This window comes from Candidatus Dependentiae bacterium, assembly GCA_003511165.1.
Taxonomy (GTDB): Bacteria; Babelota; Babeliae; order Babelales; family UBA12411; genus UBA12411.
Map to the genome: position 1 here is coordinate 50,567 of DOJW01000004.1, position 16,204 is coordinate 66,770.

The window sequence follows — 16,204 nt, forward strand, 5'->3', positions numbered from 1 at the left end:
CCTCACAATTTTTCTTTCTTATTCACCATTTCTTCTATTTCATCTACATTTCGTTGCAAATTTTCGCTCAAACAAATAGAACCATCTTCAACGATTAAAAAATCATCTTCAATCCGGATTCCTATATTTTCTTGAGGTATATAAATCCCTGGCTCTATAGTAATAACATTTCCAAATACTAAAGGCACAGAGGCGCTACCAACATCATGCACATCAAGCCCTAAAAAATGACCTATTCCGTGCACAAAATATTGCCCCAACCCATATTCTTCAAAAAATCTAACCGCTAAATGCTGCAGCGATTTATCAGGCTCATTTGGATTATTTAGATACATTCCTGCTCGTGCAATAGATTTAATATATTTTTGAGCATCTAACACAATACTATAAACTTCTTTTTGCCGTACACTAAATTTGCCATTAACCGGATAAGTTCTAGTTAAGTCTGCAGCATAATTTCCAGCTTCAGCGCCGATATCGACAACAACCAAGTCCCCTTTTTTTAGCTTTTCACTTTTACTTGTATAATGCAAAATCGTAGAATTTTTACCACTTGCAACAATACTAGGAAATGCTGCATTTAATCCTTTTGAAATAAAAACAGATTCAATCACGGCTTGAACATCAGACTCATAAATATCCGGCATGATTAACCTTGCTACTGCTTGGTGGGCAAGAGATGTAACACTAATAGCTTTTTGAATCTCTAAAACTTCACATTTTTCCTTTATGTTTCGCATTCGCTCAATAATAGGCGAAAGATCAAAAGAAATATCCTTCAAATGATCAAGCTTCGAAACTAAAAATCTAAAACAATAAACTGGAAATAAATTTTTATGATTCAAAGTGTTTAATATTGCAAAAACACCAATATCATCTTTTTTCAAAAAGACATATAAATCTGAAAGTAAGTTTTCATACTCATCAGCAGAGAATAGCGGATTCAGTGAATACCCTATGCAAGGCTTACCTAATTGTTTTACTTCACTAAAATCAGCAATCTTCGAATCATTTATAGAGGAAACCCATTGCTCTCTTTTTGCGCTATAATTTGGCAAATATAAAATCTCTCTACCATCAAAATACAAAAGTAAAACCGCTCCTGGTTCATTCAAGCCTGTTAAATAATAAAAAGAGCTATGCTGGCGAAATAAATGTCTATCATTTTCAAAATCAGCAAAAAATATCGCTACTCCATTTTGAAGTTCGAGACATTTTTCTTTTAATATTTCAATTACTCTTTTACGCCTTTCTTTAAAACAAAAAAAGCTTTTTTCCGGCTTTGTCATATGACCTCCAAAAATAAATTTATTTTTTAATAATAATCTTCTGGCGCTTCTATGATTTTAGTTTCAGGTTTAAACCTTCCTCCAAAAGACCCTAGGGATTCTAATTTAAATGAAAAAACAAACCCTCTTTCACTTCTCACAATTCCCTGTTGTCTATAACGTTTTTCTTGCAAACCAAACGAAATGCCCCAACAATGTCCATTTAACTTTACATCTAAACGATGACATAAAGCATTTATATTTTGAAACAAAGAAATTAAAGAATTTTCAGGAGAAAAAAATTGACCTTCATAAGATATTCTCATCGCCTTGTTAGCCTGCATACTAAAACCAAAAAGATAAAAGGATGGCACATTAGAAAGCAATTGACGAATAACCTGTTCTTTTCTGCTTTGAAATACCCAACCAACATGTGCATCAAAATTTTTAAAATTTATTGAAGCTTCAGCCTCATTATCAAATATCGTAAAATTATGCATATCATATTGCTGTAGTAAATTAAAACGAAAAAAATCATATTCGTAAGAAAAATCAACCTTAAAAGGCATCAAGTGATTTTGTCCTATTGCCCTATCAAGATAAAAAAGATCTGGACTCTTATAAAAGTCATACGCTTGCCCCAAAGTTAAGCCCGCACAACCCTTTCTAAAATACCAGTTATTTCTAAGTTCTAGCCCTATTTTATTGTTCGGATAAATTCTATCCCATTCATCGATAAATCCCCAATCATCTTGCTTGATTTTAGGAATAAATTTGTAAGTTAAAACTGGCTGAAAAAAGAAATCATTTTCGCTCTTGGTACCAATTTTGGTAAATTCTGGAAAAGCCCATTCAGCATCACCTTGCAAAAGAGCTCTCGCCGCACATTGATCATCCAATCTAATTTCACTATAAGCAGATCTATTAGTGCTAACATATGGTGTAATATAATTTGATTTACTTCTAAACTGAATATTAGGAGAAAGAGCAATACGAATGATATTTCTTTTAAATTTTAAATAATTTTCAAGAACGCCTTCATAAAACAAACGTAATGTTGAAAAATTTTCAAAAGGAACAGGTTCATACGACGAAACAACATCATTACCTACAATTGTCTTAAAAATTATTTTTCTTGATAAATTTGCATAATCAACAAATAAATCATGTTTATATTTTGCAAATTTGCTCAAGGAATAAAAATTTGAATTCCATTCAAAATGAGGAACCCTCGACCGAACCATACGCTCATCAAGCTCGAATTTACTTGTATTAGAAAATGTAAAATCTTCTCTAAAAACTTTATCACGATCAACCTTTGCAAAAATAAGTCCATTATTTTTACTATGCCATCGACTTATAAAAGAGTTATAAAATTTATCTTCAACCGAATCAGGTAAGCCTAAAAAATCATACCCTATCCTCTTGTCGGAGCCAAAGTCTACATTAACTAAATTATCTATTTTAAAATTTTTAAATTTTAAAGGTTGAAAATGTTTAGCCTGAATAGATGTTCGCCATTCATCTTTTGAAATTATTTTAAAATCTTCTTCTACATAAGCCTGATATTCTTTTGCAAATTTTGTATTAACTAAGGTGTAGTCATCATTGTTTCTACCCCATCTAAACTCGTCGTAAAAAACATATCCCTTTTTATTTTTCCAGTTAACCCCTAAGGTCGTATCCATTCTTGGTCTAATTTCCCAATAATATTCTTGAGTTAAACCAAAACCCAACTTCTTATCCAAAGTAAATTTAGGAACTAAAAATCCAGATTTTGATTGTGCTTGAGCAGGAATAACTATTTTAGGAATTAAAAAAACTGGAATATTCTTTACCCTTAAAGATATTCCCTTACCTTTAATCACATATTTATACAACTTTGCTTCATCTGCATGCAAATGCCAATGTGGACTAGGGTGATCACAAGGTGTGTAAACTAAATCTGAAAGCTTCCAGGTAAACTCATCTCTTTTTTCTGCTTTTTTTGCCGAGATATATCGCTGATCCATTTGAATTTTTACATTATCCGCATAACCAGTTTTTTTATCCAAATCTAGATAAATTTTATCTGCAAGCATTAAAAAGTCAGGAGTTTCAAGCTTCACAAAACCAAAAGGAGCGGCGGTCGCCTCTATGAATTGCTTTTCTTTATCAGCCTCTACACGATCAGCCCAAATATGAACATTTTGATCAACCAAAACTTCAACATTTTCTTCAAAAATTATTTTATTTAAACTTATGATTCTCTGAGAGACACTGTTAATTCGTACTACTCTAAAAGATTCGACAACATCCCGAACCACAGCTTTTGATTGTGATACATAAAACGAAAATAGTAAAAACGAATAAATAAATAAACGTTTCAAAATGGCCTTCTGCAAGATAATGCCTTATAGATTGTAACTCGATCCATATTTTCTAAATTTGAACCAATTGGAACACCGCTAGCAAGTCTCGAAATCTTCAAATTTGATACTTGTAACTTGGAAGCAATATAATTTGCAGTAGCTTCGCCTTCTGGTGTTGGGTTTGTTGCCAAAATCAATTCTGTAATATTTGACTGCAAAATTCTTTTTACCAAAAAATCAATTGTCAAATCACTTGGACCTATTCCTTCAAGCGGCGATAAAACCCCACCCAAAACATGGTAAACACCATTGTAACCGCCAGCTTTTTCTATCGCTGCAAGCTCATGCCATGATTCCACAACGCAAATCATATCTTTATCTCTTTTGGTCGCTGCGCAAATCAAACAAAGATTACCGTCTTCACACCAATTAAAACAATTCTGACATTTTTTAACTTTATGCTTGGCATCCAAAATAAGATTACAAAATCTTTCCAAATCTTTTTCATTAGATTCCATCAGATGCATCGCAACACGATAAACATTTTTGGAAGCTAAATATGGAATATTTTGTAAACTTCGGACAAGCCGCTCAAGCGACGGTAACCCTTTTAACATTTTTAACTTGCTCTAAAATACATTTTTCTTAAGTAAGTTTCACCGACTCCAAGAATATTCTTTGTAAGCCAATATAAAACTAATCCGGCTGCAAAATTTGCAAAAAGAACTGTTACAAATATTGACATAAACCACATCATAATCTTTTGTTTGTCATCAGAGACTGGAGTCATCTTTTGTTGCCAAATCATAGAAATTCCCATCAAAATTGGCAAAACATAATAAGGATCTTTTGAAGACAAATCCACGATCCATCCAAAGAATGGCGCTTGGTATAAATCCATATAGTTCGCAAGTACTTTATATAAAGCCATCATAATAGGTAAATCGAGAAGTAATGGTAAACATCCTGCAAGTTGTCCTGTTGGTGAGAGATTATTTTCTTTATGAAATCTCATAATCTCTTCTTGTTGACGCTTCATATCGCCTTTAAATTTTTCTCTGATTCTTGATATTTGTGGCTGAAATCTTTGATATTTTTCCATAACATTCGCACTTTTCATCGTAAGAGGCAAAAGAGGAATTTTTATCAAAATAGCAAGGAGAATAATTGCAAGACCATAGTTATGAACAAGTCCATAAATCCAAGAAAGTAATTTTAAAATAAATTTGCAAAGCCATGAGAACCAACCAAAATCAAGTAAACTTTCTAATCGACTATCAACAGCTGCTAAATCTTCAATATCTTTAGGCCCAAAATAAAAGGAAAGATTCCAAGTTGTTTTTTCTTTAACTTGTGCACCTTCTAAAATTGAAAATAAATTGTTATTCAAATTTTTATAATAAGCTCTTTGAGTAAAATGCTCTGTGTCCCCTACAAGCGCATGAGCAAAGTATCTATCTTCAGAGCCAAATATTTCAGGCATAATCCATGCACTGTCGGCTTCACTTTCCTTTGTGGATGTAAATTTCTTAAGAGATTTTTTAACAGAATCTAAATAAAAACCATTATTTGAATCATTTGATAATTCATTTAAAAATGGAGCTGGAAAAAAAAGTCTTGGTTTGATTGGGTTTATATTTGTACTTTTTGGGGTGAATTCCAAATTCAAATCGATTTGATAAACCTTTTTAGAAACAGAGTAAATTTTCTTAATGATCCAATTTTCAGATTCTGCAACATACGAAACATTTATTTTATCTTGTAAATCCTGTTTATTTTCAAGCTTGTAGAAATATGGAGTCTTTTCGTCCAAAGCTAAAAGCAAGCAACTTTCTTCTCTTTGAAAAAAATCTTTAGGGTAAACAGATTTTAAAGCCTTATTTTCTTTGCCCGGTCTTTTATTGTACTCGACCGAAGAGATCACGCCGCCAAAGCTTGAAAATGCAATTTTATAAAGCTCTGTCTCAACAGGAGTCACAATTTCTTGAACCGTAATTTTTTTATCTATAAAATCTATTTCTTTATTCAGCGGCTTTAGCTGCTCTTCTTTTGAAGGAATTCTAACACCTTGTCCCGGCTGAACATTTTCTACCACTGCCGTATCTTTTGAGTCGTTCCTATGTAAAAAATATTGCAAAAATATAACCGTCATCGAAGATAACACTAACGTCAAAAATAATTTTTTATCCATCAAAAACCCTTTTAAACTTAAACAAAAACATTTCGTTGCAAATTTTAATAAGTAATATGTTAGAGAATTTTATAAGAATTCGCAAAAATTAATGCCCTAAGGTAATAAACTATACACAAAATCCAAACATTACTTCACAAAACTTGCCAAAAAACATTATTTTCAAATAATAGAAGTCATTAAAAATGATAATAAGGATAGGAAAACAATGAAAAAAAGCCTAATTTTAATCTTAGTTTGCTCACTTATGGTTTCAAACTCTGTAATTTGCAAAACAAAACAACAAACAATAAATCCAATAAAACAAAAAATTGAAAAACTATATTTAAATAAAAATGGATTTAACATTAGCCCAAAAGAATATGAAAAAATTACAAATCAAGGCGGAGCTCCAACTTATGGCGAAATCACATATGAATCTCTAGAAACAATCATAAAAGATTTGAAAATGACAAAAAAAGATATTTTTTGTGATCTGGGATGCGGAATAGGAAAAGTATGCGTGCAAGTACGGCTTACAACTCCTGTAAAAAAAAGTATCGGAATAGAATTATCTGAAAGCAGAGTCAAACAAGCTCAAGAAATAAAGACACTTCTTGAAAGAAAACAATTAATATCAAACAAAGGTGGTAAAATATTAAAATTTTATAAACAAAATATTCTTGAAGCAGACCTAAAAGATGTTACTGTAGTCTTTATGTGTTCAACATGCTTCTCAGAAGATTTGATGAAAAAAATCACAAAAAAACTTTCCTCATGTAAAAAAGGACTAAAAGTTGTTACATTAAAACAACTTCCTGCAAATAAACAATTTGTTTTACAACAGGAAAAAAATCTTGCGATGAGTTGGTCTTCTGCTTCCCCTGTTTATTTTTATAAATTAAATTAAAAAGCATCTATAAAATGGAACCGTTTCAAATTTAAGGAATTTTAATGTTTTCAAATCCATTAATTGTCGAAAATCTTACAAAGAAATTTTATCCCAAAAATTTCTTTGGTTTTAAACAAAATAAAAAAGTTTTTAATGCCGTTAACAATATTTCTTTTGAATTAAAACAAGGAGAAATTTTAGGATTTCTTGGGCCAAACGGAGCTGGAAAAACAACAACCATTCAAATGCTTTTAAGCGTTTTAAAACCAACAAGCGGATCGATTAAATTTTTTGATAAAGATCTCTCTAAAAATAGGCAAATTTTACAACATATTTCATATGCAAGTGGATATATGAAACTTCCAAGCTCTCTAACGGTAAAACAATCTCTTTATATGCAGGGAATGCTTTATAGTTTAAAATTTTCTGAATTAAAAGAAAAAGCAGAACAATACTTGCAAATATTTAATATCAAACATCTGGAAAACAAAGAATGCACATCTCTTTCAGCAGGCCAAACAACATCTGCTTTGCTCGCCAAAACATTTATGGTCAACCCTAAAATTGTACTACTTGATGAACCAACGGCTGCGCTCGATCCAGTAAGTGCAAAAAATGCTCGCGAATTTATTCTCAAAGAAAATAAAAAAAATGGAACTTCTATCCTCATAACTTCGCACAACATGACAGAAGTAGCAGAGCTTTGCGATCGTATACTTGTTTTGCGTAATGGAGAAATCATAGCAAATAATACTCCAGAAATTCTTGCAGCGACAATTTCAATAGCTCGAGTTCAATTAATGGTTGGAGATGGTTTAAAAAGAACAGAAAATTATGCACTCGAACAAAATTTAAAATATAAAATTGAAGGAAGACATATTGAAATCGAAATAGACGAGCACAAAATTTCGCAACTTCTTACAGCGCTAGCTCAACTTAAAATCATTTATACCCAGATTTCTATAGATAAACCAACATTAGAAGATTATTTTTTATCACTTGTTAAAAAACAAGCAAACTAAATCAACTTTGTAAATAAAGGATCATTAATGAAATTTAAATTTAAAAGAGTATGTGCCATAGTTTATAGACATATTTTAATTCTTAAAGATGGATTTGAAGTTTTCAATTTCTTTTATTGGACGCTTTTAGACATTTTGCTATTTGGATTTTTAGGAAGATACATGCAAATGCAACAGGGAGGCGACCCTCTCAATGTTACAGTTTTGCTTGCAAACCTAACGCTTTGGTACATAGTTGTAAGAGCAACTTTAATGATTTCTCTATCTTTGATGAGAGAATTTTATGACTATAATTTTGTAGCAATTTTTTCTACACCTCTAACAATCATTGAATGGTTAATTGCTTGTATAATTCTTGGTACAATCGGAGCCTTAATCAATTTTGTAATAGGTTGCGCTTTAGTTTTCTTACTTTTTGGATTTAATGTTTTATCATTAGGACTATTTTTAATCCCCGTAATAATTTCACTTTTAATTTCTGGATGTGCATTAGGATTTTTGACTTCAACCATTTTAGTTACTTGGGGAAAAAAAGCAGAAACTTTAGCATTTGCCCTAGCGTGGTTTTTCGTTCCATTTAGCGGCGCATATTATTCTGCATCAATCTTACCTCCAAAAGTTATAGCTATCGCAAAATATGTTCCTATGTATCATGCATTTGAAAGCGTAAGAGCTTTTGTTCACGGAAAAGAATATATAAGCCATCTGATTAAAAGTTTTCAACTAAATATAATTTGTTTAATTATCATAGTTTTAGTATTCATTTTTATGTTTAATAAAAGCAAAGAAAAAGGATTAACAAAATTAGAAGTTAACTCGTAAAAAATTATCAATTTTGAATTTTTTTTAAAAAAAGTACTTACTAATTTTTTTTTCTTAAATATAATGTTAATTCTAAAGGGTAATAAAAGTTTATTATTTCACTTTAGGGTTAAAATTAACAACAATGACTTACTAGATTTCGATGAAGTGAAATCGTGAAAGTCAAAACAAAATAAAGAAACGATAAGAAAGAAAGGATCCGATTCTTATGAATAAAGCATTATACATGTCATTAATAGCAGCAACATTGGTTTTAGCACCTTCATGCGGCAACAAAAAAGAAGAAGTTAAACAAGAAGAAACAACACAAGTAGCAGAACAAAAACCAGTAGCATTATCAGAAGTTTTAAAAGCTGATGCTCTTTACAAAGTTGTTCCTGCAGTAAACTTCAACAAAGAAAATGCTGATGACAGCGTAAAACTACTTGAAATGGACAAAGAATTTATTCATGCAGCAAAAGGCACACAAGTAGAAAACGTTCTTAAAAAGTTCTTCAATGGCCAAAAAGATATCGTAATCCTTGAACTTGATGAAAAATTACTCACAGAAAAAGGCTTAACAGCAAAAATGGAACAAAATAAAGAAGGTGGCGAAGTATTCCCACACCTTGTCGGCGAAAAGAAAATGATCCCTGCAGCTGCTGTTCTTTCAGTTGTTTCAGTTGAAGAACAACCAGAAGGCTCTTGGATGGCAAAAAAATAAATTAATTCTCAGAGAATTTAAAACTTGGCGATTTAGCTAAAGTTTTATCCTAGAAGAAATTTAAGGCTTGGCAAATTTGCCAAGCCTTTTTTGTTTGTTAGAATAAAGTAAAACTTGATCAAAACCTATTTAGAAATCGGATATAAATGAAAAAGCAGATTTTACTTTTAATATTTTTAGCAAACATTTTCACCCCTTTATTTTCAGAAGATGAAATTCCAACCCTCGCTCAAAAAATTTGTGACATCAACATGAAATCTTTTCCAAGAGAAGACAGTTCCTGGGAAACTCATACCATGCTTGAATATGTAAATCATTTAAAAGAACATATTTCACATCCATCTTCTAGTGTTAAACGCAATATGGGTTTTGAGTTTTTCAACAAATATGAAAAAACTAATTCTTTAAAAGTCGACCATGATAACTCAACGCTTTGGGAAGACTTAGACTTATTTCGTGGCAAAAAAGATTTAAGCAAATATACAGCAAACTCACTTAGTCGAGAAGAAACTGAAATTGGTAAAATCAGTTTTTATGAAATGTTGTCTAATCCAACAGCCGATACAAAATTATTAAAAAAGCGACAAGAACTAATAAAATTTTTCATTGCTAATCCGCAAGTTGCAAAAGATTGTAAAAATGCACTTGCTCAAATCGCCTCTTCCGAAAACTTCTTACTCGCATTTTTGGGTCACGATGAGTTAGAACACAACGCGAATGATGCATTCTTCAATAATGTTTTAACTAAAAAATTAAATGATTCACAAGTAGCTCTTTTGATCAAAAATAGTTTGGCTAATGCCAATCGCTTACGGTATTTCGCTCTAGATGTTTTTTTAATAACAGTATTTATTTCTTATGGAACATTAAACCTCACAGGAGTCATTGATAGTCCAGCATGGCTGCGCAAAATTACTTATGATTACAAAAACTTCGACAGAGGAATTCTTATAGAATGTCTTAAATTTGTACAAACAAAAATTCCACAGTCAGCCATACTTTTACAGCTGTTACAAAATAAATATGTTCAATCGTCATTAATATTAGGTGCAGGGGTATGGAGCGCTACTGAACTCACAAATCATTTTGACTGGGTTTATGGGAAAATAAAATTTGAACAACTACTTCAAGAATATATGTATCATTTAGCAAAAGTCACAGACGGTATCAAAAAGCTACAAGAATGCTGCAATAAAAATCCAATTTTAGCAGAGTTCGAAGAGTTTAAACCGCTTCTAAAATTTTTTGATAACAATGAAAAACATGCATCAACACTTCAAGATACGCTCAGTTTGTTTCAACAATCTACTTTCAATAAACCTGGCTCAATATTCTGTAACCATGGGGCAGTATTCAAAGCCTATGGTTTAATGAAAAATTTAAAAGATGAGTATAAAAAAGCAATCGTAGCAACAGCAAGAATTGATGTTTACGTTTCTCTTGCAACACTTGTAAAAGAATTTGAAGATAAACCTGTTTCTTTTACATTTCCACAATATGTAGAAAATTCAACAACTCCTTTTATCGAACTTAATGATTTTTGGCATCCAATTTTAGATCCAAAGAAAGCTGTACCAAATTCGATAGAACTTGGAATTAACAACCAAAGATCAAATGTCATTCTCACCGGTCCAAATGAAGGTGGAAAATCAACTGTATTAAAATCTTTAACTTTATCAATTTGGCTTGCACAAACCTGCGGAATTGCTCCTGCAAAAAATATGTGCTTCACTCCTTTTGTAAATATCTCAACATACTTAAACATCACAGATGACATCGGAGCCGGAAATTCATTATTCAAAGCAGAAGTTTTGCGTGCACAAAAATTGATAGATTCAATCAAAAGCTCTAAACCCAAAGAATTTAGCTTTTCAGTGTTCGACGAAGTATTCAACGGCACGTCGCCAATCGAAGGATCGGCTGCCGCACACAGCGTCGCAAAGCATTTAGGAAGTTTTTCACAAAGCATCTGCCTGATCGCTACACATTTTGATTTATTAACAATGCTCGAAGATGAAACTACTAATTTCCAAAACTACAAAGTTTCTGTTATCAAAGATATAGATGAAAAAATAATTTCTTATCCGTATAAATTAGAATTTGGTAAATCAGAGCAACACATCGCTTTAGATGTTTTAAAAAATCAGGGATTTGATTCATCAATTATTAAAGATGCGCAAGAAAAGGTTAAATCTATTTCATTTTCTTTTATGTAAAAAATTATCAACCAAACTTTTTTAATTTGAGTTTTTAAAACTCATGCAGTAACATGTTTTTGTTTGTTATTTTTCATTAAACATAAAGGAGTAAAAATGAAAATAAAAATCCAATCTTTAATAATTTCACTTGCCTTAATTGCACCTCAGATTTACAGCCAAGACACATGTGAAAAAGAATGTTGCACAACTCAAGAACAGTCTAAAACAAATATAACCCCGGCAACATCGAGTCAACTGGACCAAATAAAACAATTAATAGAACAGCTACGAGAAGAACTTGCAACCGTGTTCAAAAATTTAAATGCAAATAAAGAAAGCTGTGAAGAAATAAATAAATTTTTCAAATCTGCGGAAAATGATTTAAATCCTCAAACAGTAGATAGAGTCTTAGAAAATCTAAAAGCTTTAACCCATTATGTTTATGATCAAATTTTTTGGATACTTGGAATGCGCGAAAGAGGAGTTACATACAAAACCGCAAAAGAAGATTTTGCCTCTTTATATAAACTTTATAGCGAAAAGTTTTTAACACTTCCTGTCATGAAAAATGTCGGATTAAAAATCGACGAACTAGCAAAACGAGAAGATAAAACTATCGATATAAACATTGAATCTCTAAAACTTAGCATCGAGCTTTTCAAAAATATGAAAACAATTTATGCAACAGTAAGAGAAATGAATCATGATTTGGAAGATCAAGATCGAATATCTGATTTAGAAAAAGATATAAACGAATTAGAAACATATCTAAAAGATTACGATCAATCAAAGTATGCTATCGCAAACGAAAAACAATTTGAAACAATAAAAAAATATATTCAAACACTAAAACAAGCGGTAGAAAAATTCAAAAAATTCTTATCTACTGAAAGAATAGAAAAACTACAAAGTTATCTATCTTGGATAGAAGAACATATAACTACAAAAAACTGCGGTATTATTTGTAATGATTTAATCGACCAGTTAAAAGAAGAATTATGCGATTATTACAATCACATATTACCTGTATATCCAGAAATTTCAGATAACAAATATGATCTAATTACTGAAATGGTAAAAAATAATCCTGAACTTATCAAAATCCAACAAAATATATTTGATCATTTTGGAACCATATTAATTGATGATCTAGAAGACTCAAAAGAAATTAATTTCCAAGCAATTTTAGGTGAAGCTGATGTCTTCAACAAAAATATGAATAAAAAACTTATCATTGTAGAAGCGATGGTAAAAGAAATAGAAAATCTTGATACATTTGCAAAAACATTTAACGAAGTCTTTGAGAAAATTAAAAACGAAAACAAATAACAAAATTTTATAAACAATAAAAAGAGGCTCGGAAATTTTCGAGCCTCTTTTTATTCGATATTCAGATTTAGCAATTACCTATTACGTAACTCTCTTTCTAATTCGGCCAATTGAAGTCTTGCCAAACATCCTAAATAATCAGACAGCGGATCTGCCTCCAATTCGCCAATCAGCTCCATCAATTTTGTATAATCTCCGTATTCCATGTACTTTCTTTCTCTAACAGTTGCAATTGTTTCCCTAAACTCTTTAAGCACCTCTGCATCTGGTCTACCTACTACAAAACATGGTGTTGCAATCGCGGCCGCAAAAGCAAATATAATTAAACGTTTGTTTTTCATACGATTTTCCAATCCTTGTAAAATGATTAATAAAATAAATTTGTTTTAATTTTTTCGCAAATGCGAATTTGAAATATGAGAAGTGATATTGCAGCTGGAGTCATACCAGGAATGAGCTGTGCTTGAGCAATATTTGCAGGTTTAAATTTTGTTAATTTTTGTTGTAGCTCGACACATAATCCAGGTAAATCTTTGTAATCAAAATTTTGTGGAATGTGTAAACTTTGATATCGAGAAGCTTTTTCAACTTCACGAACTTCGCGTTGCAAATAACCTTCGTATTTTATCTCTGCATGGATATTGAGCAAAACTCTGCTATTTAATAAATATTGATACTCCAAATTATTTTGTAATAATTTTTCTGCAAGCAGTTCTTTTGCCCGCTGTTTTATCTCATCTGTAAACTCTATAACAAAAAATGATTTATACAGTTCATCATTTCGATTTACTGATTTTATAAGTTCAACAGATTTTTGAATGATATTTTTTTCTCTCAAAAATTGTTCATACATTTCATCACTAATTAATCCCAAATCTCTTGCATGAGGCATTAGTCGCAAAAATGTATTATCTTGTCGCAAAAGAAGTCTACGTTCAGCGCGCGATGTAAACATTCGATAAGGCTCATCAATACCGATAGTCACAAGATCATCAATCATAACGCCAATATAACTTTCATTACGATTTAAAATAAAAGGGTCTTTATTATTAACTTTTAAATGCGCATTTATCGCAGCGACCAATCCTTGGCCAGCTGCTTCTTCGTATCCGGTTGTTCCATTTATTTGTCCTGCAAAAAATAAATTTTCTACATTTTTTGCTTCAAGCGAATGTTTTAAATTTGTTGGCGGCAAAAAATCATATTCGATTGCGTATCCGGCGCGCGCAATTTCTGCATTTTCAAAACCTTTGATACTACGAATATAATCAATTTGAACATCAAGCGGCAAAGATGTTGAAAGACCAGCTGGATAAACTTCATCACTTTCTAAACCTTCAGGCTCAACAAAAACATGATGTGTTTTGCGATCTGGAAATCTTGCAACTTTGTCTTCGATCGAAGGACAATATCTTGGTCCAATTCCTGTGATAGCACCACCAAATCTAGCTGATCGTGCGAAATTGCTTCGAATAATTTCGTGAGTACTTTCATTTGTGGCAGTTACAAAACATGAAACTTTTTCTTCGCTTTGCACACCATCAAATTCATAAAGAAAGTCTAGTTGATGAGATTCGTGCTGATCAAATTTTGAGTAATCAAGTGATGATTTCAAAAGCCTTGGAGGTGTTCCTGTTTTTAATCTTCCAAGTTTTATGCCCAAAATTTCTTGCAACGAACCTGTCAAAAATGTTGCAGCCGGTTCACCCTCTCTCCCAGAACTGTGATTTTTTAAACCGATATGAACAGTTCCATTCAAAAATGTACCAACAGTGACAACGACAGATTTTGCAAAAAATTCTTCGCCAGATGCTACTTTAATACCGATCACTTTATTTTTATTTTCTAGTTTTTCAAATAAAAGCGAAGCAACTTCTCCTTGAAATATTTCTAAATTTTTAGTTTGAGATAAAATTTCTTGCGCCAATTTTGAATATTTAAATTTATCAACTTGAACTCGTAGTCCTTGTACAGCTGGACCCTTGCTAGTATTTAACATTCGTGCTTGCAAATGTGATTTACTACAAAGTTTTGGCATCAAACCATTAAAAGCTGCGATTTCATAAACAATGTGACCTTTACCCAGTCCACCTATCGATGGATTGCATGGACACCAGGCTATTCGATCTTTTTTTATTGTTACAAGTAATGTTTTTGATCCCAAATTAGCAGCAACGTATGCTGCTTCACAACCGGCATGTCCACCACCAACAATAATCACATCATATTTTTCAAGCATAAATCCCACCTACGGATGCCCAAACAGTACCTTCAAAAGGATATCTCCTAACAGTTCTTCGCAGCGGAGATTGCCATGCAATAAAAATATGTTCCAATTGTTCTCTAAGCATGCCCACTTGTTCACGAGTGACATTACAACCATCTATTTTGATAGCTCTCAGATTTTTTGCCATTCGAATAAATTCAGCAATAAATTCTGATGATAAATTTGGATTCTGGGATATATCCAAAGCCTGAATTAATGGACAAATCGTTAATAATGTTAATAATGCAGAACCCGAAATATTTGAACCTGGAATAGATAAAGTTTTGAGATTTGGACAACTTTGTAAAAAATTAATTAAAAAATCTTCTGGATATTCAGATGTATTACTCAATTCTAATCGCCCCAATCTTTTACATAATTCTTTGTTTTTTGAAAATTCTTGCAAAATTTTTGGAATAGTAAATCTAAAACCTAAAGATTTCAAATTTGGCAGAGAATTAACAAAAGTAGCTACATCCTCCAAGGCCAAATTCGTTCTACCACAAAAATCAAACTCCTCAATATTTTGGTTCCCAACCAAAGGCTGAAGCTGTTCTTTTGTTATTTCAAGACCCAAACTTAATACCAAGTTTTCAGATTTATAAATTTCACTCGCAAGGAATACGGGAACTATGGCTTTTGATAAACCTCCGATTGTAAGATTTAAAGAATAACTTAAAATATCCTTATTTCTTTTTAAATTAATTTTCAAACCTTTTAATATAGCTTCCCAACGATCGCCTTTACTCAAAGAACAATTTAATTCAACATTTCTCCATATAGGCCTATCAGTAAAAAAACGTTCAAGATTTTGTGGAGAAAACATCATAAAATAATTTAGACTTATACTCTCTAAATATGGGAATCTTATTTCTAATGCATTTAATTTTTCATCATCCCAAGGTCGAACTTTACAAACCTGTCCACCCGGTAATAAATCTACTCCCGGAATTACAAACATTTGAGAATGTTGAGTTAAATTATAATCCCATCGCCTACAAACTCTTCTTAATTCATAAGCCCTAGGCACATCTTTATCAATAGTTTCACTTAAAACCGAAGCCAAAAGCTCATCTGGCAAATCACCTAAACCTGCCTCTATTTTTGATAACGGTAAAAACCCAAAAAACAGTAAAATTATTAAAAAAGTGTTAGTTTTCTTTAAAATCATAAAAAAGCCCTT

13 protein-coding genes are annotated in these 16,204 nt (G+C 31.6%); 6 read left to right on the top strand and 7 right to left on the bottom strand.

The window, feature by feature from the left end; translation table 11 throughout:
• Positions 1 to 2: 2 nt before the first annotated feature.
• From DEA20_02020 to DEA20_02035, 4 genes are read right to left on the bottom strand one after another with little or no spacing between them, the layout of a single operon-like run.
• Positions 3 to 1,289, bottom strand: coding sequence for a hypothetical protein (locus DEA20_02020; GenBank protein ID HBS47956.1), 1,287 nt, complete (start codon positions 1,287 to 1,289; stop codon positions 3 to 5).
• A 26-nt stretch (positions 1,290 to 1,315) separates the two neighbouring features.
• Positions 1,316 to 3,637, bottom strand: a complete 2,322-nt coding sequence (locus tag DEA20_02025) for a hypothetical protein (GenBank protein HBS47957.1) — start codon at positions 3,635 to 3,637, stop codon at positions 1,316 to 1,318.
• Complete coding sequence (locus DEA20_02030) at positions 3,634 to 4,236, bottom strand: recombination protein RecR (GenBank protein ID HBS47958.1); 603 nt, start codon at positions 4,234 to 4,236, stop codon at positions 3,634 to 3,636. The genes DEA20_02025 and DEA20_02030 overlap by 4 nt, the downstream gene beginning before the upstream one ends.
• Positions 4,237 to 4,238: 2 nt before the next feature.
• Positions 4,239 to 5,810 carry a hypothetical protein gene (locus DEA20_02035; protein ID HBS47959.1) on the bottom strand — a complete coding sequence of 524 codons (1,572 nt, stop codon included), beginning with the start codon at positions 5,808 to 5,810 and terminating at the stop codon, positions 4,239 to 4,241.
• A gap of 208 nt (positions 5,811 to 6,018) precedes the next feature.
• Between DEA20_02035 and DEA20_02040 the strand changes: the two genes are divergently transcribed.
• The 6 genes from DEA20_02040 (at position 6,019) to DEA20_02065 (ending at position 12,755) form a co-directional block, all read left to right on the top strand.
• On the top strand, positions 6,019 to 6,699 hold the full coding sequence (locus DEA20_02040; protein HBS47960.1) for a hypothetical protein: 681 nt from the start codon (positions 6,019 to 6,021) through the stop codon (positions 6,697 to 6,699).
• 44 nt (positions 6,700 to 6,743) lie between these two features.
• The gene (locus DEA20_02045; GenBank protein ID HBS47961.1) at positions 6,744 to 7,703 is read left to right on the top strand and encodes an ABC transporter ATP-binding protein; all 960 of its coding nucleotides are present in this window, start codon (positions 6,744 to 6,746) and stop codon (positions 7,701 to 7,703) included.
• A gap of 27 nt (positions 7,704 to 7,730) precedes the next feature.
• Entirely contained in the window at positions 7,731 to 8,525 is a 795-nt protein-coding gene (locus tag DEA20_02050) for a hypothetical protein (protein HBS47962.1), read from the top strand.
• Positions 8,526 to 8,733: 208 nt separating this feature from the next.
• Positions 8,734 to 9,228: a hypothetical protein gene (locus DEA20_02055; protein HBS47963.1), complete on the top strand. Its 495-nt coding sequence runs from the start codon at positions 8,734 to 8,736 to the stop codon at positions 9,226 to 9,228.
• Positions 9,229 to 9,374: 146 nt separating this feature from the next.
• Complete coding sequence (locus tag DEA20_02060; GenBank protein ID HBS47964.1) at positions 9,375 to 11,444, top strand: hypothetical protein; 2,070 nt, start codon at positions 9,375 to 9,377, stop codon at positions 11,442 to 11,444.
• Positions 11,445 to 11,540: 96 nt separating this feature from the next.
• Positions 11,541 to 12,755, top strand: coding sequence for a hypothetical protein (locus DEA20_02065; protein ID HBS47965.1), 1,215 nt, complete (start codon positions 11,541 to 11,543; stop codon positions 12,753 to 12,755).
• A gap of 74 nt (positions 12,756 to 12,829) precedes the next feature.
• On the opposite strand, the gene DEA20_02070 is transcribed toward DEA20_02065, so the two are convergent.
• Genes DEA20_02070 through DEA20_02080 form a run of 3 tightly spaced genes read right to left on the bottom strand, consistent with a single transcriptional unit; the run spans position 12,830 to position 16,192 of the window.
• A complete protein-coding gene (locus DEA20_02070) occupies positions 12,830 to 13,096 on the bottom strand; it encodes a hypothetical protein (protein ID HBS47966.1) in 267 nt (88 codons plus the stop codon).
• 26 nt (positions 13,097 to 13,122) lie between these two features.
• A complete protein-coding gene (gene gidA, locus DEA20_02075; protein HBS47967.1) occupies positions 13,123 to 14,994 on the bottom strand; it encodes a tRNA uridine-5-carboxymethylaminomethyl(34) synthesis enzyme MnmG in 1,872 nt (623 codons plus the stop codon).
• Complete coding sequence (locus DEA20_02080; protein ID HBS47968.1) at positions 14,987 to 16,192, bottom strand: hypothetical protein; 1,206 nt, start codon at positions 16,190 to 16,192, stop codon at positions 14,987 to 14,989. The genes gidA and DEA20_02080 overlap by 8 nt, the downstream gene beginning before the upstream one ends.
• Positions 16,193 to 16,204 lie beyond the last annotated feature (12 nt).

What these genes read in the sequence shown, in the direction of transcription:
- DEA20_02020 (HBS47956.1), bottom strand. Translation starts at nt 1,289, where the DNA reads ATGACAAAGCCGGAAAAAAGCTTTTTTTGTTTTAAAGAAAGGCGTAAA.
- DEA20_02040 (HBS47960.1), top strand. Translation starts at nt 6,019, where the DNA reads ATGAAAAAAAGCCTAATTTTAATCTTAGTTTGCTCACTTATGGTTTCA.
- gidA (HBS47967.1), bottom strand. Translation starts at nt 14,994, where the DNA reads ATGCTTGAAAAATATGATGTGATTATTGTTGGTGGTGGACATGCCGGT.
- DEA20_02070 (HBS47966.1), bottom strand. Translation starts at nt 13,096, where the DNA reads ATGAAAAACAAACGTTTAATTATATTTGCTTTTGCGGCCGCGATTGCA.
- DEA20_02060 (HBS47964.1), top strand. Translation starts at nt 9,375, where the DNA reads ATGAAAAAGCAGATTTTACTTTTAATATTTTTAGCAAACATTTTCACC.
- DEA20_02065 (HBS47965.1), top strand. Translation starts at nt 11,541, where the DNA reads ATGAAAATAAAAATCCAATCTTTAATAATTTCACTTGCCTTAATTGCA.
- DEA20_02055 (HBS47963.1), top strand. Translation starts at nt 8,734, where the DNA reads ATGAATAAAGCATTATACATGTCATTAATAGCAGCAACATTGGTTTTA.
- DEA20_02030 (HBS47958.1), bottom strand. Translation starts at nt 4,236, where the DNA reads ATGTTAAAAGGGTTACCGTCGCTTGAGCGGCTTGTCCGAAGTTTACAA.
- DEA20_02050 (HBS47962.1), top strand. Translation starts at nt 7,731, where the DNA reads ATGAAATTTAAATTTAAAAGAGTATGTGCCATAGTTTATAGACATATT.
- DEA20_02080 (HBS47968.1), bottom strand. Translation starts at nt 16,192, where the DNA reads ATGATTTTAAAGAAAACTAACACTTTTTTAATAATTTTACTGTTTTTT.
- DEA20_02045 (HBS47961.1), top strand. Translation starts at nt 6,744, where the DNA reads ATGTTTTCAAATCCATTAATTGTCGAAAATCTTACAAAGAAATTTTAT.
- DEA20_02035 (HBS47959.1), bottom strand. Translation starts at nt 5,810, where the DNA reads ATGGATAAAAAATTATTTTTGACGTTAGTGTTATCTTCGATGACGGTT.